The organism is Profundibacterium mesophilum KAUST100406-0324 (genome assembly GCF_009835145.1).
Classification (GTDB): Bacteria; Pseudomonadota; Alphaproteobacteria; order Rhodobacterales; family Rhodobacteraceae; genus Profundibacterium; species Profundibacterium mesophilum.
Window position 1 is genome coordinate 113466 of record NZ_APKE01000014.1, and the last position, 24112, is coordinate 137577.

At 68.6% G+C, this 24112-nt stretch carries 25 protein-coding genes; 11 read left to right on the forward strand and 14 right to left on the reverse strand.

The window, feature by feature from the left end:
- The first annotated feature begins 59 nt into the window (after positions 1-59).
- The 3 genes from PMES_RS05510 to PMES_RS05520 are packed head-to-tail and all read left to right on the forward strand — an operon-like array spanning position 60 to position 4181.
- Entirely contained in the window at positions 60-1046 is a 987-nt protein-coding gene (locus tag PMES_RS05510; RefSeq protein WP_201288957.1) for a glycosyltransferase family 2 protein, read from the forward strand.
- A complete protein-coding gene (locus PMES_RS05515; protein WP_159964524.1) occupies positions 1043-2737 on the forward strand; it encodes a DUF5927 domain-containing protein in 1695 nt (564 codons plus the stop codon). The genes PMES_RS05510 and PMES_RS05515 overlap by 4 nt, the downstream gene beginning before the upstream one ends.
- A gap of 4 nt (positions 2738-2741) precedes the next feature.
- Complete coding sequence (locus tag PMES_RS05520) at positions 2742-4181, forward strand: nodulation protein NodH (protein WP_159964525.1); 1440 nt, start codon at positions 2742-2744, stop codon at positions 4179-4181.
- Between the two features lie 33 nt (positions 4182-4214).
- Here PMES_RS05520 and PMES_RS05525 read toward each other — a convergent pair whose 3' ends face one another.
- The 6 genes from PMES_RS05525 to PMES_RS05550 all read right to left on the reverse strand — a co-directional run bounded on the left by PMES_RS05525 (position 4215) and on the right by PMES_RS05550 (position 8035).
- Positions 4215-4679: a PTS sugar transporter subunit IIA gene (locus PMES_RS05525; RefSeq protein ID WP_159964526.1), complete on the reverse strand. Its 465-nt coding sequence runs from the start codon at positions 4677-4679 to the stop codon at positions 4215-4217.
- Positions 4680-4715: 36 nt separating this feature from the next.
- A complete protein-coding gene (hpf, locus tag PMES_RS05530) occupies positions 4716-5294 on the reverse strand; it encodes a ribosome hibernation-promoting factor, HPF/YfiA family (protein ID WP_159964527.1) in 579 nt (192 codons plus the stop codon).
- Positions 5295-5525: 231 nt separating this feature from the next.
- Complete coding sequence (gene lptB, locus PMES_RS05535) at positions 5526-6281, reverse strand: LPS export ABC transporter ATP-binding protein (protein ID WP_159964528.1); 756 nt, start codon at positions 6279-6281, stop codon at positions 5526-5528.
- Positions 6281-6760: an LptA/OstA family protein gene (locus PMES_RS05540; RefSeq protein WP_159964774.1), complete on the reverse strand. Its 480-nt coding sequence runs from the start codon at positions 6758-6760 to the stop codon at positions 6281-6283. Before PMES_RS05540 ends, lptB begins: the two co-directional genes overlap by 1 nt.
- Positions 6761-6762: 2 nt before the next feature.
- Positions 6763-7377, reverse strand: coding sequence for a hypothetical protein (locus tag PMES_RS05545; protein ID WP_159964529.1), 615 nt, complete (start codon positions 7375-7377; stop codon positions 6763-6765).
- A 46-nt stretch (positions 7378-7423) separates the two neighbouring features.
- Positions 7424-8035, reverse strand: coding sequence for a ribonuclease D (locus PMES_RS05550; RefSeq protein WP_159964530.1), 612 nt, complete (start codon positions 8033-8035; stop codon positions 7424-7426).
- A 164-nt stretch (positions 8036-8199) separates the two neighbouring features.
- On the opposite strand from PMES_RS05550, the gene PMES_RS05555 reads away from it, so the two are divergent.
- A complete protein-coding gene (locus PMES_RS05555) occupies positions 8200-9183 on the forward strand; it encodes a phosphotransferase family protein (protein ID WP_159964531.1) in 984 nt (327 codons plus the stop codon).
- On the opposite strand, the gene pncB is transcribed toward PMES_RS05555, so the two are convergent.
- Both pncB and pncA read right to left on the reverse strand, forming a co-directional pair.
- Positions 9180-10472, reverse strand: a complete 1293-nt coding sequence (gene pncB, locus PMES_RS05560) for a nicotinate phosphoribosyltransferase (protein ID WP_159964532.1) — start codon at positions 10470-10472, stop codon at positions 9180-9182. The two genes, PMES_RS05555 and pncB, sit on opposite strands and share 4 nt — an antisense overlap.
- Positions 10473-10475: 3 nt before the next feature.
- On the reverse strand, positions 10476-11084 hold the full coding sequence (gene pncA, locus PMES_RS05565; protein ID WP_159964533.1) for a bifunctional nicotinamidase/pyrazinamidase: 609 nt from the start codon (positions 11082-11084) through the stop codon (positions 10476-10478).
- A gap of 260 nt (positions 11085-11344) precedes the next feature.
- Here pncA and trhO point away from each other — a divergent pair, with 260 nt between their 5' ends.
- Positions 11345-12250, forward strand: a complete 906-nt coding sequence (gene trhO, locus PMES_RS05570; RefSeq protein WP_159964534.1) for an oxygen-dependent tRNA uridine(34) hydroxylase TrhO — start codon at positions 11345-11347, stop codon at positions 12248-12250.
- A 145-nt stretch (positions 12251-12395) separates the two neighbouring features.
- On the opposite strand, the gene PMES_RS05575 is transcribed toward trhO, so the two are convergent.
- Entirely contained in the window at positions 12396-13349 is a 954-nt protein-coding gene (locus PMES_RS05575; RefSeq protein WP_159964535.1) for a ribokinase, read from the reverse strand.
- 388 nt (positions 13350-13737) lie between these two features.
- Between PMES_RS05575 and PMES_RS05580 the strand changes: the two genes are divergently transcribed.
- Positions 13738-14010, forward strand: coding sequence for a hypothetical protein (locus PMES_RS05580; RefSeq protein ID WP_159964536.1), 273 nt, complete (start codon positions 13738-13740; stop codon positions 14008-14010).
- A 231-nt stretch (positions 14011-14241) separates the two neighbouring features.
- Positions 14242-15264 (forward strand): aldo/keto reductase, encoded by a 1023-nt coding sequence (locus PMES_RS05585; RefSeq protein ID WP_159964537.1) that lies wholly within the window; start codon positions 14242-14244, stop codon positions 15262-15264.
- 99 nt (positions 15265-15363) lie between these two features.
- On the opposite strand, the gene tdh is transcribed toward PMES_RS05585, so the two are convergent.
- Together tdh and PMES_RS05595 are read right to left on the reverse strand one after the other, a co-directional pair.
- Positions 15364-16389, reverse strand: coding sequence for an L-threonine 3-dehydrogenase (gene tdh, locus PMES_RS05590; RefSeq protein ID WP_159964776.1), 1026 nt, complete (start codon positions 16387-16389; stop codon positions 15364-15366).
- 8 nt (positions 16390-16397) lie between these two features.
- Positions 16398-17585: a glycine C-acetyltransferase gene (locus PMES_RS05595; protein ID WP_159964538.1), complete on the reverse strand. Its 1188-nt coding sequence runs from the start codon at positions 17583-17585 to the stop codon at positions 16398-16400.
- A 137-nt stretch (positions 17586-17722) separates the two neighbouring features.
- Between PMES_RS05595 and PMES_RS05600 the strand changes: the two genes are divergently transcribed.
- The 3 genes from PMES_RS05600 (at position 17723) to PMES_RS05610 (ending at position 20059) form a co-directional block, all read left to right on the forward strand.
- Positions 17723-18190 (forward strand): CreA family protein, encoded by a 468-nt coding sequence (locus tag PMES_RS05600; RefSeq protein ID WP_159964539.1) that lies wholly within the window; start codon positions 17723-17725, stop codon positions 18188-18190.
- 96 nt (positions 18191-18286) lie between these two features.
- Positions 18287-19462: an acetyl-CoA C-acyltransferase family protein gene (locus tag PMES_RS05605; protein ID WP_159964540.1), complete on the forward strand. Its 1176-nt coding sequence runs from the start codon at positions 18287-18289 to the stop codon at positions 19460-19462.
- A 78-nt stretch (positions 19463-19540) separates the two neighbouring features.
- The gene (locus tag PMES_RS05610) at positions 19541-20059 is read left to right on the forward strand and encodes a response regulator (protein WP_159964541.1); all 519 of its coding nucleotides are present in this window, start codon (positions 19541-19543) and stop codon (positions 20057-20059) included.
- Here the strand turns inward: PMES_RS05610 and yaaA are convergent.
- From yaaA to PMES_RS05625, 3 genes are all read right to left on the reverse strand, one after another.
- Positions 19984-20766, reverse strand: a complete 783-nt coding sequence (yaaA, locus tag PMES_RS05615) for a peroxide stress protein YaaA (RefSeq protein WP_159964542.1) — start codon at positions 20764-20766, stop codon at positions 19984-19986. The genes PMES_RS05610 and yaaA overlap by 76 nt on opposite strands.
- Before the next feature lie 26 nt (positions 20767-20792).
- The gene (gene recQ / locus PMES_RS05620; RefSeq protein WP_159964543.1) at positions 20793-22844 is read right to left on the reverse strand and encodes a DNA helicase RecQ; all 2052 of its coding nucleotides are present in this window, start codon (positions 22842-22844) and stop codon (positions 20793-20795) included.
- A 73-nt stretch (positions 22845-22917) separates the two neighbouring features.
- Positions 22918-23205 carry a YggT family protein gene (locus PMES_RS05625; RefSeq protein WP_159964544.1) on the reverse strand — a complete coding sequence of 96 codons (288 nt, stop codon included), beginning with the start codon at positions 23203-23205 and terminating at the stop codon, positions 22918-22920.
- Positions 23206-23446: 241 nt separating this feature from the next.
- Here PMES_RS05625 and PMES_RS05630 point away from each other — a divergent pair, with 241 nt between their 5' ends.
- On the forward strand, positions 23447-24058 hold the full coding sequence (locus PMES_RS05630; RefSeq protein WP_159964545.1) for an acyl-CoA thioesterase: 612 nt from the start codon (positions 23447-23449) through the stop codon (positions 24056-24058).
- Positions 24059-24112: the final 54 nt, after the last annotated feature.

Below are 24112 nucleotides of genomic sequence, written 5' to 3' on the forward strand. Positions count from 1 at the left end.
ACGCGGCCGGTGGCGGTCCATGGGGGCATGTGGAAGTGGGGCTGTGGGATTCGTACAGGATGAGGCTGCGGCGCAGGCGCCGTCTGCTGCGCGCGGCCCGCAAGTCGCGTGAGCTGAGCCCCGTCCGCGACCGCACGGGCGAGATCGGCGCGCGGGACATGCTGCTCGTGAGCACCTTGCGCAACGAGCGCGTCAGGCTGCCCTATTTCCTCGACTACTACAGGCGCATGGGCATCGATCATTTCCTGATGATCGACAATGACAGCACCGACGGGACGGCCGATTACCTCGCGGCAGAGCCGGACGTGTCGCTCTGGCATGCCTCGGGCAGCTACAAGCAGGCCGGTTTCGGCGTGGACTGGACCAACTGGCTGATGCGGCGCCATGCGCATGGTCACTGGACGCTGACCGTCGATCCCGACGAGTTCCTGGTCTTTCCCTTCTGCGACACGCGCTCGATCAGGGCCCTGACCGACTGGCTCGACAGCGCGGCGATCCGCTCTTTCGGAACGATGCTGCTCGATGTCTACCCCAAGGGCCGGATCGACGCGCAGCCTTATGCCGAGGGGCAGGACCCGCTGGAGATCGCCTGCTGGTTCGACAGCGGCAACTACACCGTCACCCGCAACCCGGTCTATCGCAACCTTTGGATCCAGGGCGGCCCGCGCGCCCGCGCCTTCTTCGCGAACCGTCCCGAGCGCGCGCCGGCCCTCAACAAGATCCCCCTTGTGCGCTGGCATCGCAGCTACACCTATGTCAGCTCGACGCACATGCTTCTGCCGCGCGGGCTCAACCTTGTCTATGACAGCCAGGGCGGCGAGAAGGCGAGCGGCTGCCTGCTGCATGCCAAGTTCCTCAGCAGCTTCGCCGCCAAGGCCGAGGAGGAGCTGCAGCGGCGGCAGCATTATGCCGGCAGCCACGAGTACAAGGCCTATGCCAGACATCTGCGCGACGATCCGGACCTTTGGTGCAAGTGGTCCGAGAAATACATCAACTGGCGACAGCTCGAGATCCTCGGGCTGATGTCCAAGGGAAGCTGGGCATGAGCGTCGGTTTCGTGATGCTGTGCCACGAGGCATTGGACCGGGCCGGCCAGGTCGCGGCGCATTGGGCGGCGGCGGGCTGTCCGGTGGTCATCCATGTCGACCGGCGCGTGCCCGAGGCGGATTTCAGGGCGCTGGTGGAGCAGGTGTCGCATCTGGAGACTGTCGATTTCTGCACGCGACATGCCTGCGACTGGGGGACATGGACGCTGGTAGCGGCGGCGCAAAGCGGGGCCGAGGCCCTCTTGGCGCGCCACCCCGGGCTCGGTCATGTCTGCCTCGTCTCCGGCTCATGCCTGCCGCTACGCCCCGTGGCCGAATTGATCGACTATCTCGCCGCACGCCCCGAGACCGATTTCATCGAAAGCGTGACGACCCGCGACGTGCCCTGGATCAAGGGCGGGCTCGATACCGAACGGTTCACCTTGCGCTTCCCCTTCTCCTGGCGGCAGCGCAGGCGGCTCTTCGACGCCTATGTGCGCCTCCAGCGATCCCTGGGCTACCGCCGGAAAATCCCGCAGGACATCGTGCCCCACATGGGATCGCAATGGTGGTGCCTGACCCGGCGCACCCTGGAGGCGATCCTGAACAGTCCAAGGCGCGATATCCATGACCGCTACTTCAGCAAGGTCTGGATTCCCGACGAGAGCTATTTCCAGTCCATGGCGCGGCTTCATTCGCGCAGGATCGAAAGCCGATCGCTGACACTTTCGAAATTCGACCACCAGGGCAAACCGCATGTCTTCTACGACGATCACCTGCAGCTGCTGCGCCGCTCGGACTGCTTTCTGGCGCGCAAGATCTGGCCCCGCGCGGATCAGCTCTATGCCGCCTTCCTGCGCGAGGCCGCGCCGCGACGCGAGCGCGCGGAGCCCAATCCCGGCAAGATCGACAGGGTCTTCGCGCGCGCGGTCGAGCGGCGCGTCCGCGGCCGGCCGGGACTGCTTTCGGCGGCACGCTTCCCCGATCCCGGGCGAGACACGGTGCGCAGCTGCGCGCCCTACTGGGTGCTCGAGGGCTACGGTGATCTGTTCGAGGGATTCACACGGTGGCTGCACAAGGCGACGGGCGCGCAGGTCCACGGCCATCTCTTCTCGCCGGCCCGCGTGGAATTCGCCCATCGCCAGCCCGTCTTCGCCGGCGCGCTGAGCGACAGCGCGGCCCTGCGCGACTACAACCCGGAGAGTTTCCTGGCCAACCTCGTGTGGAACACGCGCGGCGAGAGGCAGTGCTTCTTGCACGGGCCGCGTGATGCGCAGCAGATCGAGGGCTTTCTCGCCGCCGATGCAAATGCGCGGGTCTCGGTGATCAGCGGGGCCTGGGCGGTGCCGCTCTTCCGCTCCAAGCGCAATTTCACCGCGCTGCGGCGCAAGGCGGCCGAGCTTCAGAAGATCGAGAGCGCGCATCTCGCACGCCTGCGCGCCGGGCAGATGCGGGCGAGCCTGCGGGTCTGGAGCATGGCCGATTTCGTCGAGGCGCCCGCCGAGCCGCTGCAGGCGCTGGTCGAGGAGATCGGAGCGCGGGGCGGGCGGCGCGTCAGGGAATTGCCGCAGATGGTCGACCTGACCGGGTTCGGGCAGTTCCTGCAAAGCCTCAAGAACGAGGGGATGCTGCCGCATCTGATGGGCGATTTCCCGGCGGGCGAGGCACGGCCCGCCGCCCCGGCGCCGCGCCGCGCCTATGTGGCGAGGTAGCGGCATGGGGGCTCCCGACTATTTCGTCATCCTCGCCGAGATGCGCACCGGATCGAATTTCCTCGAGGAAAGCCTCGATGCGGCGCCCGGCCTGAAATGCTGGGGCGAGGCGTTCAACCCGCATTTCGTCGGCGCGGCTGGGCGCCGCGAGATGGCCGGCATCGACATCGCCGCGCGCAATGCCGATCCGCTGCGGCTCTTGGCGGCGATCCGGGAGCGGACCGACGGCGTGGCGGGATTTCGTCTCTTCCACGATCACGATCCGCGCATCCTCGAGCATTGTCTCGCCGATCCGCGCTGCGCCAAGGTGATCTTGCGGCGCAACCCGCTCGACAGTTTCGTCAGCCTGCAGATCGCGCGGCGCACCGGCCAATGGCGTCTCGGGGCCAAGGGAACGGCCCGCATGGCGAAGATACGGTTCGAGCCTGCCGATTTCGCCGCCTATCTCGACATGCAGGCGGCCGCCGCGGCGGCGGTGACGCGGCGGCTTCAGATCAGCGGGCAGAGCGCCTTCCATATCGACTATGACGCGCTTGGCGACGTGGAGATCCTCAACGGCCTGTGCCGTTTCCTGGGCGCGCGCGGCCCGATCACCGCAGCCTCGAGCCGTACCCGCGTGCAGAACCCGGCACCCGTCAGCCAGAAGGTCGAGAACCCCGAGGAAATGGCCGCCGCTCTTGCCGAGCTGTCCGCGCAGGAGCCGTTCGGCGCCGGACGCTCTCGCAGCCTCGAGCCCGACCGCGGCGCGCGGGTGCCCACCTATCTCGTCGCGGCCTCCTGCCCGCTGCTCTTCGTGCCTTTGCCGGGCGGCCCCCGGGCGCGCATCCGGGGCTGGATGGAGGCGCTCTCCCCGGGCGGGGCTCCTCCCCTCCAGGGGATGACGCAAAAGAGCCTGCGGCGCTGGCGCCGGACCAATCCGGGGCATCGCAGCTTCGCGGTACTGCGCCATCCGGCAGCGCGGGCGCATGCCGTCTTCGTCGAACGCATCCTTTATCCCGGTCCGCATTGCGACATGGACCTGCGCGAAAGCCTGAGATCGCATCACGGCGTGCCGCTGCCCGAGGGGCCGCCGGAGCCGAATTTCGGCCTTGATGCGCACAGGGCGGCTTTCCTTGCCTTTCTTGCCGTGCTGCGGGGAAGCCTGCAGGGGCAGACGGGTCTGCGCGTGCCGCCCGAATGGGCCACGCAATCGGCGCTGCTCCAGGGAACGGCGCAGGTGCTCCTGCCCGACCGGCTTCTGCGCGAGGACATGCTCGCCCAAGAGCTCGACGCAATGGCGCGCCCCTTCGGGCGGCAGGCCTCGGTGCCGCCGGCCCGGACAGGGGCGGAGGCGACGCTGTCGCGGATCCACGACCCCGCGCTCGAGGAGGCGGTGCGAAGCGCCTATCAGCGCGATTACATGATGTTCGGCTTCGAGGACTGGCGCCCGGAGGCGGCCGGCTGAGCGCCGCGGGGGGGGGCGGGCAGCCTCGCCGTTTCAGGCGGCGCGCATGTCCGGTAGTTCGGTCAGCATCGCGTGCAGGGCGGCCACGTCGTCGTTGGCGCGCAGCTTGGCACACAGATCCGAATCGCGCAGCGTCCGCGAGACGACCGCCAGCGCCTTGAGGTGATCGACGCCGGAGTTCTCCGGCGCGAAGAGACAGAACACCAGGTCGACCGGCTGCCGGTCGACGGCGCGGAAATCCATCGGGCGCTCGATCTTGAGAAAGACGCCCTTCACCTGGTCGAGCTCGCCGAGCCTGGCATGGGGCAGGGCAACACCCTGTCCCACGCCGGTCGGCCCGAGATTCTCGCGCTCCATCAGCGCTTCGACCACCGGGTCATGCGGCAGGCCGTGAACGGATTGGGCGATTTCTCCCAACTCGTGAAAGAGCCGCTTCTTGCTGCTCATCGACCCGATGACACGCACAGCCTCGGGTTTGAGGAGTTTGGCAAGCTTCATGGTGACCTGATGCGCTGGCGCGGGACGAAACCGCGTCTAGGGTGCCGGGTTGGGATCGATCCAGCCTATGTTGCCGTCCTCGCGGCGGTAGACGATGTTGATCCCGGTTTCCTGTCTTTCGTTGCGGAACACGAGCACCGGCGCACCCGCCAGTTCCATCTGCATCACCGCCTCTCCGACCGATAGCGACGGTATCTTCGTCTCCATCTCGGCGATGATCATGGGCTGCAACGTGTCCGGTTCGGCATCGTCCTCCTTGTCCGATGCGGCGAGGATATAAGAGGATGCGCCGGAAAGTTCAACGGGCTGTGTCCGTTCGATGTGATGATCCTTCAGGCGGCGCTTGTAACGCCGCAACTGTTTCTCCATCCGCTCGTTGGCCACGTCGAAGGCGGCATAGATTTCCGTCGCCTTGCCGCGGGCCTGCACGGTGAGCCCCGTCGACAGGTGGACCACCGTCTCGCTGACATATTCATGCGCATCCTTGGAGAAAATGACCAAGGCGTCGGTCGGCCGGCCCGGATATTTCCCGATCACCGTATCGATCTCCGACTTGACATGCGTCTGGAGGGCTTCCCCGATATCGATCTGCTTGCCGCTTATCTGATAGCGCATCTCGGCTCCTTGGTTGATTGATCGCTCCGACCCGACGAACAGTCGGTCCGGAAGGCGATGCTGAGGGAAACAAGGAGAAGCCGTTGGCGGTTAAGGAAGCGTGAACTCTTGCTTCGGGAGCCTTGGCTCCCTGCCGGAGGGTTCGCGATTCACGATCAACAACCTTGCTTCTCATCCCCCGTATTTGGCGACAGAAATGGCGGCCCTGTCAATGATGCAGCCGCGGCGGGATCAACCGAGGCGGAAGTCCTCGCCCAGATAGACCCGCCTTACATCACGGTCGCGCACGACCTCCTCGCTGGTGCCCGACATCAGCACGCCGCCATCGTGGAGGATATAGGCCCGGTCCACGATCGAGAGGGTCTCGCGCACGTTGTGATCGGTGATCAGCACGCCGATGCCGCGTTTCTTGAGGTTGCCCACGAGCTGCCTGATCTCGTTCACCGCGATCGGGTCGACCCCGGCGAAAGGCTCGTCGAGCAGCAGGTATTTGGGGTCGGCGGCAAGGCAGCGGGCGATCTCGGCGCGCCTGCGCTCGCCGCCTGAGAGCGCGGGGGCCGGGCTGCGGCGCAGATGCGAGATGGAGAACTCGGCCAGAAGCTCCTCGAGCCTGTCGCGCCGCTCGGCCTGCCCGGCGACGTTGATCTCGAGAATCGCCATGATGTTCTGCTCGACCGTCAGCCCGCGAAAGATCGACATCTCCTGCGGCAGGTAGCCGATGCCGAGCCGGGCGCGCCGGTACATGGGGAAATTGGTCACGTCGCGCCCGTCGATGAGCACCGCGCCGCCTTCGGGCGTCACCAGGCCGGCGACCGAGTAGAAGCAGGTCGTCTTGCCCGAGCCGTTCGGACCGAGCAGCGCCACGACCTCGCCGCGCTGAAGCTCCAGGCTGACATCGCGGATCACCGTCCTGCGGCGATAGCTCTTGGCGAGGTTGCGCACCTGCAATCCCCGCGCCTCGCCCTCGGGGGCCGGGTTTGCGGGCATCACTGTGCGCCGGGCTGGAAGATCGTGCGCACGCGGCCCTCGAGCGTGCCGGTCCCGCGCGCAAGATCGATGACCAGACGCTGCGAGCTCAGCGCGTTGCTGCCTTGTGTGAGGATCACGTCGCCGGTCATGACCACCGTGCCGGCCTCGATCGAATAGACCGCCTCCGCCGCCTCCGCCGCCTCGCCGCCATTGACGAGGGTGACGCCTTCGCTCGCCTGCATCTCGGTGATCGCCCCGTCCGCCCCGTAGATGACACGGGCCCGGCCCGCGGTCAGCACCATCTCGCCTTGCGAGATCTCGACATTCCCGGTGAAGGTCGCCGCGCCGTCGGCCTGGTCGATCTCGAGTTTGTCGGCACCCACCTCCACCGGCAGGCCCGTGTCCTGGCTCAGCCCGCCGAAGGCGATCTCGGCGCCCTGGGAAAGAAGCGCGGCGGGCACCGACAGGGCGATGCAGGTGACGAGGATGCGGGTCAATGTCACGGGTCGGTCTCCTCAAGGCTCGCCGGGCGGTATACCAGACGCACCCCGTCTGTGAAACTGAGAACATAGCGCGCGCCCGAGGGGGCAAGTTCCATGCCGCCCGCCTCGAGCGTGCCGGCAGGTCCCGATGCGCGCACCGGGCCCTCCGATCTCAGGTGGGTCCGCCCGAGCGCGGCGGTGAAGGCCTCCGCGGTGATCCTGTAGCCGGTGGAGCTGCGCAGGACGACGCCCCCGCCCAGCCGCGCGCTGTCGCTCTCGGGATCGATGCGCCCGCTGCTGGAGGAGAGGTCGATGCGTCCGCCATCGGGCGTCTCCAGCACGCCGATCAGCTCCGAGGTGCGCACCGCGCCCGAGGGCGCGCCGGGCAGGGCGCTGTCGGCCGAAAGGGTGATCGCGCTGCCATCGGCGGTGAGGCCGGCGTAGTTGGGATTCCCGATCCGCTGCTCGCGCAGGAAGCGTTCGATATCGACATCCGAATAGGGAAGCTCGCTGCGGCTGCCCCTCTGCTCGGCGACGAGGAAAAGCGTCGACAGGATGCCGAGCGCCGCGAGGGGCAGGGCGATCTTGAGCCAGGCGATGAGCCTGCTGTAGCCATTGTCGTGATGGCGCATGCGCCCCGCCTCCATCGTTGCGCGGGCACCCGGCCGCGCGCGCCGCTCAATGCGAGAAGATGTCCTGCTCCGGCCAGCCCTCGAGATCGAGCCGGGCCCGGGCCGGCAGGAACTCGAAACAGGCATCGGCGAGCGCGCGGCGCTCCTCGCGGGCCAGGCGCTTGTCGAGCTCGGCCTTCAGCGCATGCAGGTGCAGCACGTCGGAGGCGGCGTAATCGATCTGCGCGGCGCTCAGCGTCGCGGCGCCCCAGTCGCTCTGCTGCTGCTGCTTGGAGATATCGGTGCCCAGAAGCTCCTGCACGAGGTTCCGCAGGCCATGGCGATCGGTATAGGTGCGCACCAGCTTGCTGGCGATCTTGGTGCAGTAGACCGGAGCGGCGAGGGCACCCAGCGCGCCATAGAGCGCGGCGATGTCGAAGCGCCCGTAGTGAAAGAGCTTCAGCGTGCCCGGATCGCGCAGCATCGCCGTCAGGTTGGGTGCCTGCCTCTGGCCCTTTTCGATCTGCACCAGGTGGGCATGGCCGTCGCCGCCCGACATCTGCACGAGGCACAGCCTGTCGCGGTGCGGGTTGAGCCCCATCGTCTCGCAATCGATGGCCACGACAGGCCCCAGGTCGAGCCCGTCTGGAAGGTCGTTGCGATAGAGCCGGTTGGTCATGAGGGCCGCTCCTGTGGATCGGGGTTGCCGCCGGTATAGACCGGAACGCGGCGGGCCGGCAATCGGCGCGGCATTGCCCCCGCCCGCCGTCCTGCATAGCCTCGGCCCCGCGCATGGGGCAACGACGCGGCATGCGGATGCGGCGCGCATCGAAGGAGGGCGCGATGGGTGCAGGCGCGATGGAGGCTGGCGCGATGGGGGCAGGCACGATGGAGGCTGGCACGGGGCATTCCGACCTGCGGCGGGCATCCGCGCCCGGCGAGGATCTGGCCCTCGCGGTGCGGCTGAGCGGATGGCTCGCGCGGCGCGGCGCGCTGGGGCGGGCGGGCACGCCGGCCCTCCTTGCGGGGGGGCGTGCCAACCTGGTCTGGCGGGTGGGCGGCGCGGTGTGCAAGCTGTCGCGTCCCCGAGGGGCCACGCCGCTCTTTCCCAATGACGGCGCGGCCGAGGCGCGGGCCCTCGCGGCCCTTCGGGGCAGGGATATCGCACCGCGCCTCGGTGCGGCCATCGACACCCCCTGGGGCCTGTGCCTCGTGCAGGAATACCTGCCGCCGCGAGAGGGTGCATCCACGGAGCCGGACGGGCCTGGCGATCTGGGCGCGCTTCTTGCAAGGCTTCACCGGCTGCCGCCCTGGCGGGGGCTCGCCGGGGTCCCTTCGGACGGGGCCACCCTGCGGCGCGGTGGCCTTGCGATGATCGCGGGGCAGGAGGGCGCGCCGGCGGATCGGCTGCGCCGTGCCGGGCGCGAGGATGCCGCGCTCTTCGCGGACCCGCGGCCAGGGGGCGGGCCGGACCGGGTCGTCCTGCACGGCGATCCGGTGCCGGGCAATGTCATCCCCACGGCGCAGGGCCTTCGGCTGATCGACTGGCAATGTCCCGGCCTTGGCGATCCCGCCCTCGATCTCGCGCTCGCGATGTCGCCGGCGATGCGGCTCGTGAACGGCGCGGCGCCGCTTTCCCCGCAGGGCGAGGCGGCCCTCCTCGAAGGCTACGGGACCGCGCGCCGCGCGCCATGCCTGGCAGGCTTGCGCCCCGCCCTGACCTGGCGCATGGCATGCTACTGCCTGTGGCGCATGGCGCGCGGTGATCGGGCCTATGCGGCGGGGCTCGAAGCGGAGCTTGCGCTCCTGGCCCGGCTCGGCGGCTAGACCACGACCTCGATCGGGTCCTGCGTTCCGACGCCGAAGACGCGTTTGTAGCGCGCGACCTCCGCCTCGGGTCCCATCGCCTTGTTGGGATTGTCCGATAGCTTGACGGTCGGGCGTCCCTCCGCCGCCACCGCCTTGCACACGAGACTGAACGGCGCGAGGCCGTCATCGGGCACCAATCCGCGGAAATCGTTGGTCAGCAGCGTGCCCCAGCCGAAGCTCACCCTGACGCGGCCGGCGAACTGGGCATGCAGCTCGATGATCTTGCGCGTGTCGAGCCCGTCGGAGAAGATGATGAGCTTGTCGCGCGGATCCTCGCCCCGGGCCCGCCACCACGCGATCGCGGTCTCGGCGCCCTTCGCCGGATCGCCCGAATCGATCCTGATCCCGGTCCAGCCCGCCAGCCAGTCGGGCGCATGCTCGAGGAAGCCGGCCGTGCCGAACGTGTCGGGCAGGATGATGCGCAGGTTGCCGTCATGCTCATCCTGCCAGTCTTCGAGAACCTCGTAGGGCGCGCGGTGCAGGGCCGCGTCCGTATCGGCGAGAGCGGCATAGACCATCGGCAGCTCATGCGCGTTGGTGCCGATCGCCTCAAGCTCGCGCCGCAGCGCGATCAGGCAGTTCGAAGTGCCGGTGAATTTCGCCCCCAGCCCCTCCTGCATCGCCTGCACGGCCCAGTCCTGCCACAGGAAGCTGTGCCTGCGCCGGGTGCCGAAATCGGCGATCCGAAGCCCGTCGACCTGGCGCAGCGCCTCGATCTTCTCCCAAAGGCGGGTCATCGCGCGGGCATAGAGCACCTGCAGCTCGAAGCGGCCCATATCAGCGAGCACCTTGCGTGAACGCAGCTCCATCAGCACAGAGAGCGCCGGGATCTCCCACAGCATCACCTCGGGCCAGCTGCCTTCGAAGGTCAGCTCGAACTGCCCGTCGCGCGTCTCGAGATGATAGGGCGGCAGACGCAGCTTCTCGAACCACTCCATGAAATCGGGGCGGAACATCTGGCGCTTGCCGTAGAAGGTATTGCCCCTGAGCCAGGTCGATTCGCCCCGGCTGAGCGACAGCGACCGGATATGGTCGAGCTGTTCGCGCAGCTCGCCCTCGTCGATCAGCTCCGCGAGCCGCACCGCGCTGTTGCGATTGATCAGGCTGAAGGTGACCTGCGTGTCCGGGCGGTTGCGCAGGACCGACTGGCACATCAGCAGCTTGTAGAAATCCGTGTCGATGAGGGAGCGGACGATCGGGTCGATCTTCCATTTGTGGTTATAGACGCGTGACGCGATATCGGCCATCGTTCAGCCCTCGATCCTGACATGGGCGGCGGACATCGCGCCCAGCGCCGCATCGAGGGAGCCATCGAGATCGATCGCCCGGCTCAGATCGCGCCGCACGTTCACCGAGAAGCCCAGCCGCGCGCCATCGATGGCGGAGTAGCTCACGCAGAAATCCAGCGCCAGTCCCACCATGGTCAGGTGCGAGATGCCCCGGCTGCGCAGGTAGCCCTCGAGCCCGGTAGGCGTGGTTCGGTCATTCTCGAAGAAGGCCGAATAGCTGTCGATGGCGGGGTCCGTGCCCTTGCGGATGATCACATGCGCCGCATCCTGCGGAACGGCGGGGTGGAACGCGGCGCCGCCGCTTCCCCGGATGCAGTGATCGGGCCAGAGCACCTGCGCGCCGTAGGGCATGTCGATCAGGCTGAAGGGCGCGCGGCCGGGATGCGCCGAGGCGAAGGAGGAATGGCCCTTGGGGTGCCAGTCCTGGGTCAGCACGACGGTACGGAACTCTTCCATCAGGGCGGCGATGTCCGGTGCGATCTCGTCCCCCCCGGCAACGGCGAGTGCCCCGCCGGGGCAAAAATCGTTCTGCATGTCGACGACCACGAGGGCCTCGTTGGCGGTACGCATGGCACTCTCCGGGTTGCAAGGTCCCGTTCTTGCTAGGCAACGGGCGGCGCGGCGTCAATCGCGCCGCCCGCGCGGACCGGCCTTGGGGCGGGGGCGGCGGGTGCGCGTGGCGTGACTGTCGCGGCAGGGCTGGCGCGGATCGGGACCCATGTCCCGGCATGCATCCGCCCGCGCCCTTTCCGGCGGGCCCGCTGCCTTGCACCCGCCCGCGCCGCTGCCGCCGCTTGCCAGCGTTCCGATCCCGCGCTAAGGCCGCGCGCATGATCCCCGTTGTCGCGCTTTATCATTTCACCCGGTTCGACGATCCGGCCGCGCTGCGTTCCGATTTGCTCGCGGTGTGCCGGGAGGGCGGCGTGCGCGGCAGTCTTCTCCTGGCGTGCGAGGGGATCAACGGGACCATCGCGGGGCCGCGTGCCGGGCTCGACGCGGTGCTCGGCCATATCAGGGGGCTCGCGGGCTGCGCGGCGCTCGAATGGAAGGAAAGCAGCGCCGCCCGGATGCCGTTCGGACGGATGAAGGTGCGCCTGAAGCGCGAGATCGTCACCATGAACGAGCCGGACATCGATCCGGTCGCCGGCGCCGGGCACCATGTTCCCCCCGCCGAGTGGAACGCGTTGATCAGCGCGCCCGATGTCGCGGTGATCGACACGCGCAACGCCTACGAGGTGGCGATCGGCAGCTTCGAGGGCGCCCTCGATCCGGGCACCGAGCGTTTCGCCGATTTCCCCGCATGGTGGCGCGCCAACAAGGCGCGTTTCGACGGCAAGCGCATCGCGATGTTCTGCACCGGGGGCATCCGCTGCGAGAAATCGACGGCATTCCTGCGCCAGGAGGGGGTCGACGAGGTCTTTCACCTCCAGGGCGGCATCCTCAGGTATCTCGAGGAAATCGAGGCGCGCGACAGCATGTGGCACGGCGAATGCTTCGTGTTCGATCAGCGGGTCTCCGTCGGGCAGGGGCTGTCGCCCGGAACGCATGGAATGTGCCATGGCTGCCGCGCGCCGGTGAGTGCCGCCGACATGGCGCGCCCGGAATTCGAGGAAGGGGTGAGATGTCACCGCTGCGCGCCGGTCCAGAGCCCCGAGCAGACGGCCCGCTTCCGCGAGCGCCAGAAGCAGATGCGCCTTGCCGCCGATCGCGGTGAAAGCCACCTGGGCGAGGACTGACCACCGCGGCGCCGCGCGGCCGCGCGCAGTCGTCCCTGGCGCTTCGCGATCCGTCACGGCCCCCGCCCGGTCGATCGAGGACCCGCCAACCGCGCTTTTGCCGGCCGTTTTCGGGCCCGCCGCGCCGCCGCGCTTGCGGCGGGGATCACAGCGGGCGCCGCGACACCGCTTTGTCGATTTCCGCGGCGTTGGCCATCGATGCGGCGGCACCCGGCCGCGTCACCGAGATTCCCGCCGCCACGACCGCCCGCGCAAGCGCCGCACGCGGCGCCATCCCCGAGGCGAGCCCGGCGGCAAACGCCCCGTTGAACGCATCTCCCGCTCCCGTCGTCTCGCGCACGGGGCCCGCGTCATGGGCCGGCATATGCGTCTCGCCCTCCGCATCGCTCAGAAGTGCCCCCATCGCCCCGAGGGTGATGACCACGGCGCCCGCGCCCTGCGCGCGCAAGGCCGCCGCCGCTGCCGCCGCGCTGGGAATGTCGCTCACCGCGATCCCGGACAGCGCCTCGGCCTCCGTCTCGTTCGGAGTGACGTAATCGCACAGTTCCAGAAGGGCGCCGGGCAGGGGGGAGTGCGGCGCGGGGGCGGGGTTCAGGATCGTGATCGTTCCCTCCTGCCGCGCGATCCGAAGGCCGCGCTCGGCGGCGGGCATCGGCTGCTCCAGTTGGGTGAGGAAGACGGATGCGGCGCCCAGCAGATCGCGGCACTCCTCCAGATCGTCGGGGCACAGGCCCGCGCCGGCCCCCGGAAAGACGATGATGGCATTGTCGCCCGTGCCCGCATCGATGAAGATGTTCGCAGCGCCGGTGCGCGCCATGCCGTCCCCGCAAAGGCGCGGGGTGACGCCAGCCTCCGCCCAGACCCGCTCGGCCATCTCGCCGAAGGCGTCCCGTCCGATCCGGGTCACGAGATGCGTGCGCGCGCCCGAGCGTCCCGCGGCCACCGCCTGGTTCGAGCCCTTGCCACCGGGGCCGAGCGCGAAGTCGGTGCCCATGATCGTCTCGCCCATCCGGGGCATGCGCGCCGCGGTATAGGTGGTGTCGGCCACGAAGATGCCGAGAACGACGACATCGGCTGCCTGGTTCGGGGTATCGTCCATGATGGCCATTCCTGTGCTGTCGCTGCGATGACCGGCCGCCTGGATGAGGGTGGGCATGCGCCTTGGGGCCCCGTGACATCCTCGCGGTTCCGGACCGGGTGATGGGTAGGGCCCGGGCACGGGGTATGTTTATCGGGGCGAACCGCGCCGATTGCAAGAACTGCGGGGCTTCGGAGCATCGGCGCGGCAATGCGGGGGCGGGGGCGGCAATGGGAGCGAGAGCGGAGGCAGAGGCGTGATCGGCTCGCCATCGTGCCCGCCGCCGTCCGCCGCGTCAGTATTTGCGCCATGAGGTATTGACAGGGCCCCCGCCGAGACACATGTGCAGCGCGCGCGAGATCGCGCAACGTCCCGCCAGCGTAGTGGCGCCCTCGGAGCCTTCTTGGACATGATCCGTATTTCCACCCTGCCCGCCGCCTTCACCGCCGCCGCCCTGCTCACCGCCGCTCCCGCGTTTGCCGATAGCGTGACGGGCGAGGTCGTGGCCTACGACCGCGTGGCCAACATCCTCGTTCTCGACGACAAGACGATCTGGACCCTGTCGGATGTCGGCGGCGTCGCGCCCGACGAGCTGGAAGCCGGCATGAGCGTGAGCATCACCTACGAGGCGCTGGGCGAGGACGGCTATTCCAAGGTCGAGAGCATCGTCATCAACGAGTGAGGCGCATTCCGAAGATGTGACGTCCGGGCGCGCGGCGCGGCCGCGGGAGGCTCTCCCGCGCGCCCGTCATGCGGACGGCATTCTGGACAAGGCGCGGGGCGCGGGTTTCGGGAGACCGGCCCGCGCCTCTTTCATGCCGGCCCGCCGGGTGCCCGCCTCCATGCGGGGTCTGGCGCATGGCCGGGCGCGCGCTAGGTGCCTTCTCATTCCCTGCGGGCGAGGAGGTTGCCGATGAAGACACGATCCTGGAACAGGCACGGCACCGGTGGGCTCACCTTCACCGAACTGGGCTTCGGCGCGGCCCCCTTGGGCAATCTTTACCGGGCGATCGACGATGCCGAGGCGGATGCGGTGCTCGAGGATGCCTGGCAGGCCGGTCTGCGCTATTACGATACCGCCCCGCTCTACGGCTTCGGTTTGAGCGAGACGCGGCTGAACCGTTTCCTGCGCGGCAAGCCGCGCGATGCCTATGTCCTGTCGAGCAAGGTCGGGCGGCTTCTGGCGCCGAGCACTCCCGAGGAGCGCGACGGCATCGGCAAGTGGTTCGACGTTCCCGATCGCCGCGAGAACTATGATTACAGCTATGACGGCGTGATGCGTTCGGTGGAATTCTCTCTCGAGCGTCTTGGCGTCAGCAGGCTGGACATGCTCTTCGCGCATGACATCGACAAGCGCAACCAAGGCTCCCAGGAGGCGCTCGATGCGGCGCTGGAGCAGCTGATGTCCGGGGGATACAGGGCCCTTGAGGAGATGCGCGGGCAGGGGGTCATCGAAGCGTTCGGAGCCGGTGTCAACGAATGGGAGCCTTGCCAGTGGCTCGCCGAGCGCGGGGATTTCGACATGTTCCTCCTGGCGGGACGCTATACCCTGCTCGAGCAGGGAGCGCTCGAGACCTTCTTGCCGCTTTGCGAGGCGCGCGGGATCGGCATCATCCTCGGCGGTCCCTACAATTCGGGGATCCTGGCGACCGGCGCGCGCGAAGACAGCCATTACGACTACGAGCCTGCCCCCGGGGATGTCCGGAAGCGGGTCTCGCGGATCGAGGACATCTGCGGGCGTCATGGCGTGCGCCTCGTGGACGCGGCTTTCCAGTTCCCCCTGCTTCATCCCAGCGTGCTGTCCGTCATACCGGGCACCCAGTCACGGGCGCAGATGGCGGCGAATGTCGCCGCCGCGCATGCCGAGATCCCGTCCGCGCTCTGGCACGATCTCAAGCAAGCGGGGCTGATACGGCCGGACGCGCCGATCGGCTGAGGGCCCGCGCGGAAGAGGGTGTCGCATCCCCCCCGTTGGGGGGGCCTTCGGCGAAGGTATTTTTGCGAAGCTGAAGACCGCGCGCGCCGACGCCGGGTATCAGTCCCAGTCGAGCACGACCTTGCCCGTATGCCCCGCGCGCATCTCGGCGAACCCGGTCTCGAACTCGGCGGCGCGCATCCGGTGGGTGATGACACGCCTGATGTCGAGACCGTTCTCCAGCATGGCAAGCATCTTGTACCAGGTCTCGAATATCTCGCGCCCGTAGACGCCCTTCAGGGTGATCGCCTTGAAAACGATGCGGCTCCAGTCGACCGGAGACTTGCCCGGCGGGATGCCCAGCATGGCGATCCGTCCGCCCATGACCAGTGCCTCGATCATCTGGTCGAGCGCCGCCTGGTTGCCCGACATCTCGAGCCCGACATCGAAGCCCTGGCGCATCTTCAGCCGTGCTGCGGTGTCGCGCAGGTCCTCCTGCGCCACGTTGACCGGCACACAGTCGGCGACCTCGGCCGCGAGGGCGAGGCGGTCGGGGTTGACGTCGGTGATGACGACATGACGCGCGCCGACATGGCGTGCGACCGCCGCCGCCATGATACCGATCGGGCCCGCGCCGGTGATCAGGACATCCTCCCCCACCAGATCGAAGCTGAGCGCGGTGTGCACCGCATTGCCCAGCGGATCGAGGATGGCGCCGATCTCGTCATCCACGGCGTCCGGCAGGGGAACGGCGTTGAAGGCGGGAAGGGACAGGTATTCGGCGAAGGCGCCGGCGACATTGACCCCGATGCCGCGGGTCTCGGGATCGAGATGGAAGCGGCCCGCACGGCTCTGGCGCGAGGTCCTGCCGATCAGGTGCCCCTCGCCGCTGACCCTCTGGCCCAGTTCCAGCCCTTCGACATCGCGGCCCATCTCGACGATCTCGCCGGCGAACTCATGGCCCGTCACGAGGGGAACGGGCACCGTCCCGCGCGCCCAGTCGTCCCAGTTCCAGATATGGATGTCGGTGCCGCAGATGCCGGTCTTGCGGATGCGGATGAGCACGTCATCCGGGCCGATCGCAGGCACCGGGCGGCGCTCCATCCACAGGCCGGGCTCCGGGCGGGCCTTGACCAGCGCCCTCATCTCGTTGCTCATGACAGCACCCCCACCCGCCTTCCGGCGGTCTCGAACGCCTCGAGCGCGCGGTCGAGATCGGCACGTTTCAATGCCGCGTTCATTTGGGTGCGGATGCGCGCCTGTCCTTTGGGCACCACCGGAAAGAAGAAGCCGGCGACATAGACGCCCTCCTCGTGAAGGGCGCGCGCCATCTCCTGCGACAGGCGCGCATCACCCAGCATCACCGGAACGATGGGATGCTCACCGGGCAGCAGTTCGAAGCCGAGCCTTTCGAGACTGTCGCGCCAATAGCGCGTGTTGGTGAAAAGCGCGTCGCGCAGATCGTCGCCGGCCTCCACGATGTCGAGCGCGGCGAGGCCGGCTGCGGTGATCGCGGGCGGAAGCGCGTTCGAGAAGAGATAGGGCCGCGCCCTCTGGCGCAGCAGGTCGATCGCCGCCTGCGGCCCGGCGATATAGCCGCCCAGCGCACCGCCCAGCGCCTTGCCAAGAGTACCGGTGACGAGATCGGCCTTCACGCCGAAATGCGCCGGCGTGCCGCGTCCCTTGGGGCCCATGAAACCCGTGGCATGACAGTCATCGACCATCACCATGGCGTCGTGGCGGTCCGCGAGCGCGCGGATCAGGTCGATCCGGGCAAGCGTGCCATCCATCGAGAAGACGCCGTCCGTCGCGATCATCACGAAGCGGGCTCCCTCGGCGCGTGCCTCCTTCAGGCAGGTTTCGAGCGCGTCCATGTCGCCATTGGGGTAGCGGTATCGCCGCGCCTTGCACAGGCGGATGCCGTCGATGATCGAGGCGTGGTTGAGACTGTCGGAGATGATCGCGTCCTCGGGGCCGAGAAGCGGCTCGAAGAGGCCGCCATTGGCATCGAAACAGGCGGCGAAGAGGATGCTGTCGTCATGACCGAGATAGTCGGCGAGGCGCTGCTCGAGCGCCCGGTGCAGATCCTGCGTGCCGCAGATGAAGCGCACGCTGGCAAGCCCGAAGCCATGGCTGTTCATCGCCCGAGTGGCGGCCTCCTGCAGGCGCGGATCGTCGGCGAGCCCGAGATAATTGTTGGCGCACAGGTTGAGGAGACGGTGCCCCTCGACCGTGACATGCGCGCCCTGCGGACCAGCCAAGGGCCGTTCGCGCTTGAGAAGTCCGTCGCTCTCGATCTGGTCGAGCGTGTCGTTGAGATGGGTCAGAAAGGCGTTCGTCATGCGCGCTGCTCCCTTGCTGCTCCTCCCACCTCTAGCGGGATGCGGCCCGGCGTGAAACCCGTGCGGATGGCCCGATCGCGAGCCGGGAGGGGAACGCGGAGCCGTCCGGCGCGTTCGCCGCCCAAAGGAGAGCTTCCATGTCCCCAACCACCCTGCTTCGATACTTTGCCGCCGCCGCCTGTCTCGCCGCCGCCCCGCTCCATGCCGAAGAGGTGGGCAAGGTGGGGGTCGACTGGGTCGGCAACGACGTGATCATCGAGGCCGTGCAGGACCCCGAGGTCGAGGGCGTCACCTGCCATATCGCTTATTTCGAGCGCAGCATGATCGACCGCCTGAGCAAGGGGAACTGGTTCGAGGATCCCTCCAACGCGTCCATCGCCTGCCGCCAGACCGGGCCGATCACCCTCGGCGACATCGACCGCAGCAAGGATGGCGAGCAGGTCTTCCGCGAACGGCGCTCGATCGTTCTCAAGACCCTGCGCATCAAGCGCATCTTCGACGAGGAGAACCAGACGTTGATCTATCTCGTCCATGCCGCCGAGCTGACCAACGGATCGGCCAAGATGTCGATCTCGACGGTGCCGCTCTATCAGCCGGGCAGCTGAGCGGCATTGATGCTGCAGCGCGGCAGGTTCGGCGAACTTGCCTCGTGCATCCCGCACTGAGTTGCGCCATGGTCGCTCCGCAAAGGAGGATCTGACATGACAGACATCGTAATCTTGGGCGGTGTGCGCACCGCGATTGGCACCTTTGGCGGAGCGCTGGCCGGAACGCCGCCGATCGACCTGGCGACCACGGCATCGAAGGCGGCACTGGAGCGGGCCGGGGTCGAGCCGGGCCAGATCGGCCATGTGGTCTTCGGTCACGTGATCAACACCGAGCCGCGCGACATGTATCTGAGCCGCGTGGCCGCCATGCAGGCGGGCATTCCGGATACGGCTCCGGCGATGAACGTGAACCGGCTTTGCGGCTCCGGCGCGCAGGCGATCGTCTCGGCGATCCAGTCGCTGATGCTCGAGGATGCCGATTACGCGCTGGCCGGCGGTGCCGAGAACATGAGCCGCTCGCCCTATATCCTTCCCGCCGCGCGCTGGGGCCAGAAGATGGGCGATATCGGCTCGCAGGACATGATGCTCGGCGCGCTGAACTGCCCCTTCGGAACGGGTCATATGGGCGTCACGGCCGAGAATGTCGCCGCCGAGCACGGGATCGACCGCGCCGCGCAGGATGGCTTCGCGTTGGAGAGCCAGAACCGCGCGGCGCGCGCCATCGAGGAAGGGCGTTTCGCCGATCAGATCGTTCCGGTCGAGGTGCGCCGCGGCCGCGAGACGGTGCAGTTCGACAAGGACGAGCATCCCAAGGCGACCTCGCTCGAGGCGCTGTCGGGCCTGCGGGCGGTGTTCCAGAAGGACGGATCGGTCACCGCCGGAAACGCGTCCGGCATCAACGATGGCGCGGCGGCGATCGTCATGGCGCGCGCCTCCGCGGCGGAGGCGGCTGGCCTGACGCCGGGCTTCAGGGTTCTGGGCTACGCCCATGCCGGGGTGCGTCCCGAGGTGATGGGGATCGGCCCGGTCCCCGCCGTGCGCAACCTGCTGGAGCGCACCGGGCTCTCGGCGAGCGATTTCGACGTGATCGAGAGCAACGAGGCCTTCGCGGCGCAGGCGCTGGCGGTCAACAAGGAACTTGGGCTCGATGCGGCGAAGGTGAACCCCAATGGCGGCGCCATCGCGCTGGGCCATCCGGTCGGCGCAACGGGTGCCATCCTGACGGTCAAGGCGATGCACGAGCTGACACGGACCGGCGGCTCGAAGGCGCTGATCACCATGTGCATCGGCGGCGGGCAGGGCATCGCCCTCGCGATCGAGCGCATCTGACCGGGATGCGCTGAAGGGGATGTTAACCCCGCAAGGGCATTGATCGGCGGGCCGACTGTCGCAAGAGGGCCGCCGATCATGAACGCAATTCTCGACGATGCCGCGCGGAGTGGCGCCGCGGCTCCGCCGGCCCGCCCCCTTGTGGCGCATCCGCTCCGCCTTCTCGCGGCGGATGACTGCTCCGTCAGCAGGACGATCCTGACAGCCTATCTCGAGATGCTTTGCGGCACGGCGCCGATGCAGGTCGCGCTCTTCGATCGCGGTGAGGCGCTTCTGGACGCGGCCGCGTGCGCGATGCGGTCGGGGGAGGGGCCCGATCTCGTCCTGCTCGACCTGTCGATGCCCGGCATCGGCGGGCTTGAGACGGCGCGGCGGCTGCGCAATCTTTCAGGCTCGGCCGCGCCGCGGCTCATCGCGATCACCGCCATGCCGGCGCATCGCTGCGCGGCGCTGACGCAGTTCGATGCGGCGCTCTCCAAGCCCCTCTGCCGGGCCGCGCTCGAAGCCGAGATCGCGGACCTTCAGGCGGCGCCGGCCGCAGCCGGCCTGACGAAGACGGGAGCGCCGGGTTCCGACATCTCGGGGGCGAAGGCGTAACCGCCGCTGTCGAACTCCTCCAGCGCCTCGGGATCCCGGATCCGGCGCTCCGCCACGAAACGGGCCATTGCGCCGCGCGCGCGCTTGGCGTGGAAGCTGACCATCCGGGCGCTTCCATCCTCCTTGCGCTCGAGGAAGGCCGGGGTGATCACGCGGGGCTCCAGCACGTCGCGCGCGACCGCGCCGAAATATTCCTTGCTGGCGCAGTTGAGCAGATACCGGCTCCCGGTCTCGCGCGCCGCGGCATTCAACGCCTCCGACAGCCGCGATCCCCAGAATGCATAGAGCGTGCGGCCCCGCTCGGTGGCCAGCCGGCTCCCCATCTCCAGCCTGTAGGCCTGGACCGCATCAAGGGGACGCAGCAGGCCATAAAGACCCGAGAGGATCCGCAGATGCTCCTGCGCATGGCGCAACGCGTCGTCATCGAGGCTCCTGGCATCCAGCCCCTGGTAGGTATCACCGGCGAAGACGCGGATGGCCGGACGGCTGTTATCCGCGTCCGGGGCGGGAGCCATGTCGCGGAACCGGTCCCGGGTCAGCTTCGCGAGCGTGTCGCTGAGCCCCATGAGCGCCTTGAGATCGGCCAGGGGCAGGGCGCGGACATGATCGGCGAGGATGTTCGCCTCGCCCTGGAACTGCGGCGTGGCGGCCGCGTCGCGGGTCACGTCCCAGTCGAGCTTCTTGGCGGGGGAAATCACGGTCAGCATCTCTGTCTCCTTTCGGGGGGCGGCGGTCAGGCGCCGTGCAGCACGCCCAGAAAACTGTCGCCGAACCGCTCCGTGCGCGGGGCGTCCATGCCGGGCGCGCGTTCGAGATCGGCCAGGCTTGCCGGTTTGCGCTCCGCGATCCAGCGCAGCGTGGCGTTCGTGCAGCTGAGATACTTGTCGGTGCCGAGCGGACCGCGCGCGAGGGCAAGCTGCGCTTCGGCCAGCCGGTCGAAGAGCGCACCCGACTCGCGGCCTGCCAGCTTGCGCCTGACGGGATGCATCTCCTGCGTCGCCGCGCCGGTGATCACCTCCACGAAGAGCGCGCCGTAACGCTCGAGCTTCGTGGCCCCCACGCCGCCGATCCGGGCCATCTCGTCGAGCGTGGCGGGACGCTTCTCGGCCATCTCGATCAGCGTGCGGTCGGTGAAGACGACATAGGCCGGCACCTTCTGCGCCTCCGCGAGGGCCCGCCGCTTTGCCTTCAATGCCGACAGGAGCGGCGCATCCGCCTCGGAGACGAGCGTGTGGACCGCCGGGCGGTTCTCGCGCGCCGCCGCCGCGATCACATCGCGGCGCAGCTCGATGCCCGCCTCGCCGCGCAAGATCGGACGCGCCGCCTCGGTCATCGCGAGCGCGCCGTGCCGCTCGGCGACGGGCCGCACGAGGTCGCGCCCCATCATCTGCCGGAAGACGGCCTGCCATTCGCGCTTGTTGAACTCCTTGCCGACCCCGAATGTCGGCAGGGCGTCATGGTGGCGTGCCGTGACCTTGTCGGTGGCATTTCCCAGCAAAATGTCGATCAGGTGCCCGGCGCCGAAATTCTCCTCGGTGCGCAGAACCGCCGACAGCGCCTTGCGCACCGCTTCGGTCCCGTCGAATATCTCGGGCGGCGTCTCGCACAGATCGCAGTTGCCGCAAGGGTCCGCCGTCTCGCCGAAATAGGCCAGCAGCCTCTGCCGGCGGCAGCCCAGCGCCTCGGCCAGGCCCAGAAGCGCGTTGAGGCGGCCGTGATCGGCGCCCTTGCGCGCGTCGGGCGCCAGCCCCTCGTCGATCTGCGTGCGGCGCAGGCGGATATCGTCCGGGCCGTAGAGGGTCAGCGTTTCGGCCGGCGCCCCGTCGCGCCCGGCCCGCCCGATCTCCTGGTAGTAGCTTTCGATGGATTTCGGTAGATCGGCATGGGCCACCCAGCGGATGTCGGGCTTGTCGACGCCCATCCCGAAGGCGACGGTGGCGCAGACGACGAGCCCGTCCTCCCGCGCGAACCGTTCCTCGACCGCGCGGCGGGGCCCGGCCTCCATCCCGCCGTGATAATGGCAGGCATTGTGCTTCGCGTCGCGCAGGGCGGCGGCGAGGGTCTCGGTCTTGGCACGGCTGGCGCAATAGACGATGCCGGACTGGCCCTTGCGCGCCGCGGCGAAGTCGAGGATCTGCCGGCGGGGGCCGTTTTTGGCACCGAAGGCGAGATGCAGGTTGGGCCGGTCGAAGCCGCCGAGGAACACCCGCGGTTCGATCCCGCCGAAGAGGCGCGCGATGATCTCCTCGCGCGTTTCGGCATCGGCGGTTGCGGTGAAGGCGGCGAGCGGCACGTCGAGCGCGGCGCGCAGGGCGCCGATGCGCAGGTAGTCGGGACGGAAGTCATGTCCCCACTGGCTGACGCAATGGGCCTCGTCCACCGCGATGAGCGAGACATTGGCGCGGTTGAGCATCTGCTCGGTTCCGCTCGAGCCCAGGCGTTCGGGCGCCATGTAGAGCAGCTTCAGCGAGCCGTCGTCGAGCCCCCGCCAGACGGCGTCCGTCTCCTCGTCGGTATTGCCCGAGGTCAGCGCGCCGGCGGCGACCCCGGCGGCCTGAAGCCCCCTGACCTGATCGCGCATCAGGGCGATGAGCGGCGAGATCACCACCGTCACCCCGGCCCGCACCAGCGCGGGAAGCTGAAAGCACAGCGACTTGCCACCGCCCGTCGGCATGATCGCCAGCGTGTTCTCGCCCCGTGCCACGGCGGCGACGATCTCTTCCTGTCCGGGTCTGAAATCGCCGAACCCGAAGACGGAGGAGAGCAGATCGCGCGCGGAACTCATGATCGGGAAATGCCTCTTGGCGCCGCGGCTGCGGCCGGATCGGCGCGCACCGCCCGCCGGGCGGCGTCGCGGCTCAATGGAAGGCGGCGGCGTTGTTCATCAAGATGATCTGCAACGCGTAGACGCCGAGCAGGGCGATCAGCGGCGCCAGGTCGAGCCCGCCCATGTTCGGCAGGATCCGGCGGATCGGACCGTAGATCGGCTCGAGCAGGCGGTTCAGGCCGAACCAGATCTGCGCCACCAGGGGCTGACGCAGGTTCAGCACCTGGAAATTGATCAGCCAGGACATCACGATATGCGCGATCATGACGAACCAGACGAGGTTGAGGATCATCAGCAGGATTTGAAAGAGCGATGTCATGGCCGGTCCGTCCCATTGCGTTGAGACAGGTAGTTAAGGGCCGGTGCCGCGCGAGGCAAGGCATTGCGGCGAATGCGGGGGCGGATCGGGCGCCCGCGATACCGCCCTGGCGCGCGCGAAAGGGACGGTTTTCCGCAACGTCGGCATTGCACCCGGGCGGCGCGGGGCGCATCTCCACCGCGCGGCCCGCGATCCGCGTGGACCGCGCGCATATCCACCCCACCCCCGCCGGGAGACCCTCATGTATCCGCTCGTCAGGCTGGCCAAGGAATTCTGGAGCCACCGCAAGGCGTTGCCGCTTGGCCTCTTCGACACGCATGTCTCGCATCACCGCTGCTGGCCGCATGACATCGACGTGTGGATGGAACTCAACAACGGCCGCACGCTGACCCTCTACGATCTGGGCCGGTTCGTCCTGTTCCGCCGGGTAAAGGCGATCTCGCTCATGCGCAGCCATGGCTGGGGCGGGACCGTCGCGGGGAGCTCCGTGCGCTATCGCCGCAGGCTTCGGATGTTCGACCGGTTCGAGATGCGCACCCGGATCATCGGTTGGGACCGGCGCTTCATCTATATCGAACAGGCGATGTGGCGGGACGGCGAATGCACGAGCCATGTCCTGATCCGCACGGCGATCACCGATCGCAACGGTCTCGTTCCGATGGAGCGGGTGATCGAGGCGCTGGCGCCCGGCACCCTCTCGCCGCCCCTGCCGGCATGGGTCGAGGCCTGGAGCGCGGCGGAGGCGGAGCGACCCTGGCCCCCCATGCAGCCCGCCCCTGCGGGCACCCCTGACCCCGGCGATCGGGGCGCGGCGGACAGGTCCGGCGGGCCGGGCGGGCCGGGCGGGGCCTGACCCCGCCAATGCCGGCGATTGCGCGTGCCCGGCATTGGCTGTTTGATGCAGGTT

What these genes read in the sequence shown, in the direction of transcription:
- PMES_RS05595 (WP_159964538.1), bottom strand. Translation starts at nt 17,585, where the DNA reads ATGACGAACGCCTTTCTGACCCATCTCAACGACACGCTCGACCAGATC.
- PMES_RS05600 (WP_159964539.1), top strand. Translation starts at nt 17,723, where the DNA reads ATGTCCCCAACCACCCTGCTTCGATACTTTGCCGCCGCCGCCTGTCTC.
- PMES_RS05520 (WP_159964525.1), top strand. Translation starts at nt 2,742, where the DNA reads ATGGGGGCTCCCGACTATTTCGTCATCCTCGCCGAGATGCGCACCGGA.
- PMES_RS05555 (WP_159964531.1), top strand. Translation starts at nt 8,200, where the DNA reads ATGGGTGCAGGCGCGATGGAGGCTGGCGCGATGGGGGCAGGCACGATG.
- PMES_RS05610 (WP_159964541.1), top strand. Translation starts at nt 19,541, where the DNA reads ATGAACGCAATTCTCGACGATGCCGCGCGGAGTGGCGCCGCGGCTCCG.
- PMES_RS05630 (WP_159964545.1), top strand. Translation starts at nt 23,447, where the DNA reads ATGTATCCGCTCGTCAGGCTGGCCAAGGAATTCTGGAGCCACCGCAAG.
- recQ (WP_159964543.1), bottom strand. Translation starts at nt 22,844, where the DNA reads ATGAGTTCCGCGCGCGATCTGCTCTCCTCCGTCTTCGGGTTCGGCGAT.
- tdh (WP_159964776.1), bottom strand. Translation starts at nt 16,389, where the DNA reads ATGAGGGCGCTGGTCAAGGCCCGCCCGGAGCCCGGCCTGTGGATGGAG.
- PMES_RS05525 (WP_159964526.1), bottom strand. Translation starts at nt 4,679, where the DNA reads ATGAAGCTTGCCAAACTCCTCAAACCCGAGGCTGTGCGTGTCATCGGG.
- PMES_RS05580 (WP_159964536.1), top strand. Translation starts at nt 13,738, where the DNA reads ATGATCCGTATTTCCACCCTGCCCGCCGCCTTCACCGCCGCCGCCCTG.
- trhO (WP_159964534.1), top strand. Translation starts at nt 11,345, where the DNA reads ATGATCCCCGTTGTCGCGCTTTATCATTTCACCCGGTTCGACGATCCG.
- yaaA (WP_159964542.1), bottom strand. Translation starts at nt 20,766, where the DNA reads ATGCTGACCGTGATTTCCCCCGCCAAGAAGCTCGACTGGGACGTGACC.
- PMES_RS05545 (WP_159964529.1), bottom strand. Translation starts at nt 7,377, where the DNA reads ATGCGCCATCACGACAATGGCTACAGCAGGCTCATCGCCTGGCTCAAG.
- hpf (WP_159964527.1), bottom strand. Translation starts at nt 5,294, where the DNA reads ATGCGCTATCAGATAAGCGGCAAGCAGATCGATATCGGGGAAGCCCTC.
- pncA (WP_159964533.1), bottom strand. Translation starts at nt 11,084, where the DNA reads ATGCGTACCGCCAACGAGGCCCTCGTGGTCGTCGACATGCAGAACGAT.
- PMES_RS05605 (WP_159964540.1), top strand. Translation starts at nt 18,287, where the DNA reads ATGACAGACATCGTAATCTTGGGCGGTGTGCGCACCGCGATTGGCACC.
- lptB (WP_159964528.1), bottom strand. Translation starts at nt 6,281, where the DNA reads ATGCCCGCAAACCCGGCCCCCGAGGGCGAGGCGCGGGGATTGCAGGTG.
- PMES_RS05510 (WP_201288957.1), top strand. Translation starts at nt 60, where the DNA reads ATGAGGCTGCGGCGCAGGCGCCGTCTGCTGCGCGCGGCCCGCAAGTCG.
- PMES_RS05575 (WP_159964535.1), bottom strand. Translation starts at nt 13,349, where the DNA reads ATGGACGATACCCCGAACCAGGCAGCCGATGTCGTCGTTCTCGGCATC.
- pncB (WP_159964532.1), bottom strand. Translation starts at nt 10,472, where the DNA reads ATGGCCGATATCGCGTCACGCGTCTATAACCACAAATGGAAGATCGAC.
- PMES_RS05515 (WP_159964524.1), top strand. Translation starts at nt 1,043, where the DNA reads ATGAGCGTCGGTTTCGTGATGCTGTGCCACGAGGCATTGGACCGGGCC.
- PMES_RS05585 (WP_159964537.1), top strand. Translation starts at nt 14,242, where the DNA reads ATGAAGACACGATCCTGGAACAGGCACGGCACCGGTGGGCTCACCTTC.
- PMES_RS05625 (WP_159964544.1), bottom strand. Translation starts at nt 23,205, where the DNA reads ATGACATCGCTCTTTCAAATCCTGCTGATGATCCTCAACCTCGTCTGG.
- PMES_RS05550 (WP_159964530.1), bottom strand. Translation starts at nt 8,035, where the DNA reads ATGACCAACCGGCTCTATCGCAACGACCTTCCAGACGGGCTCGACCTG.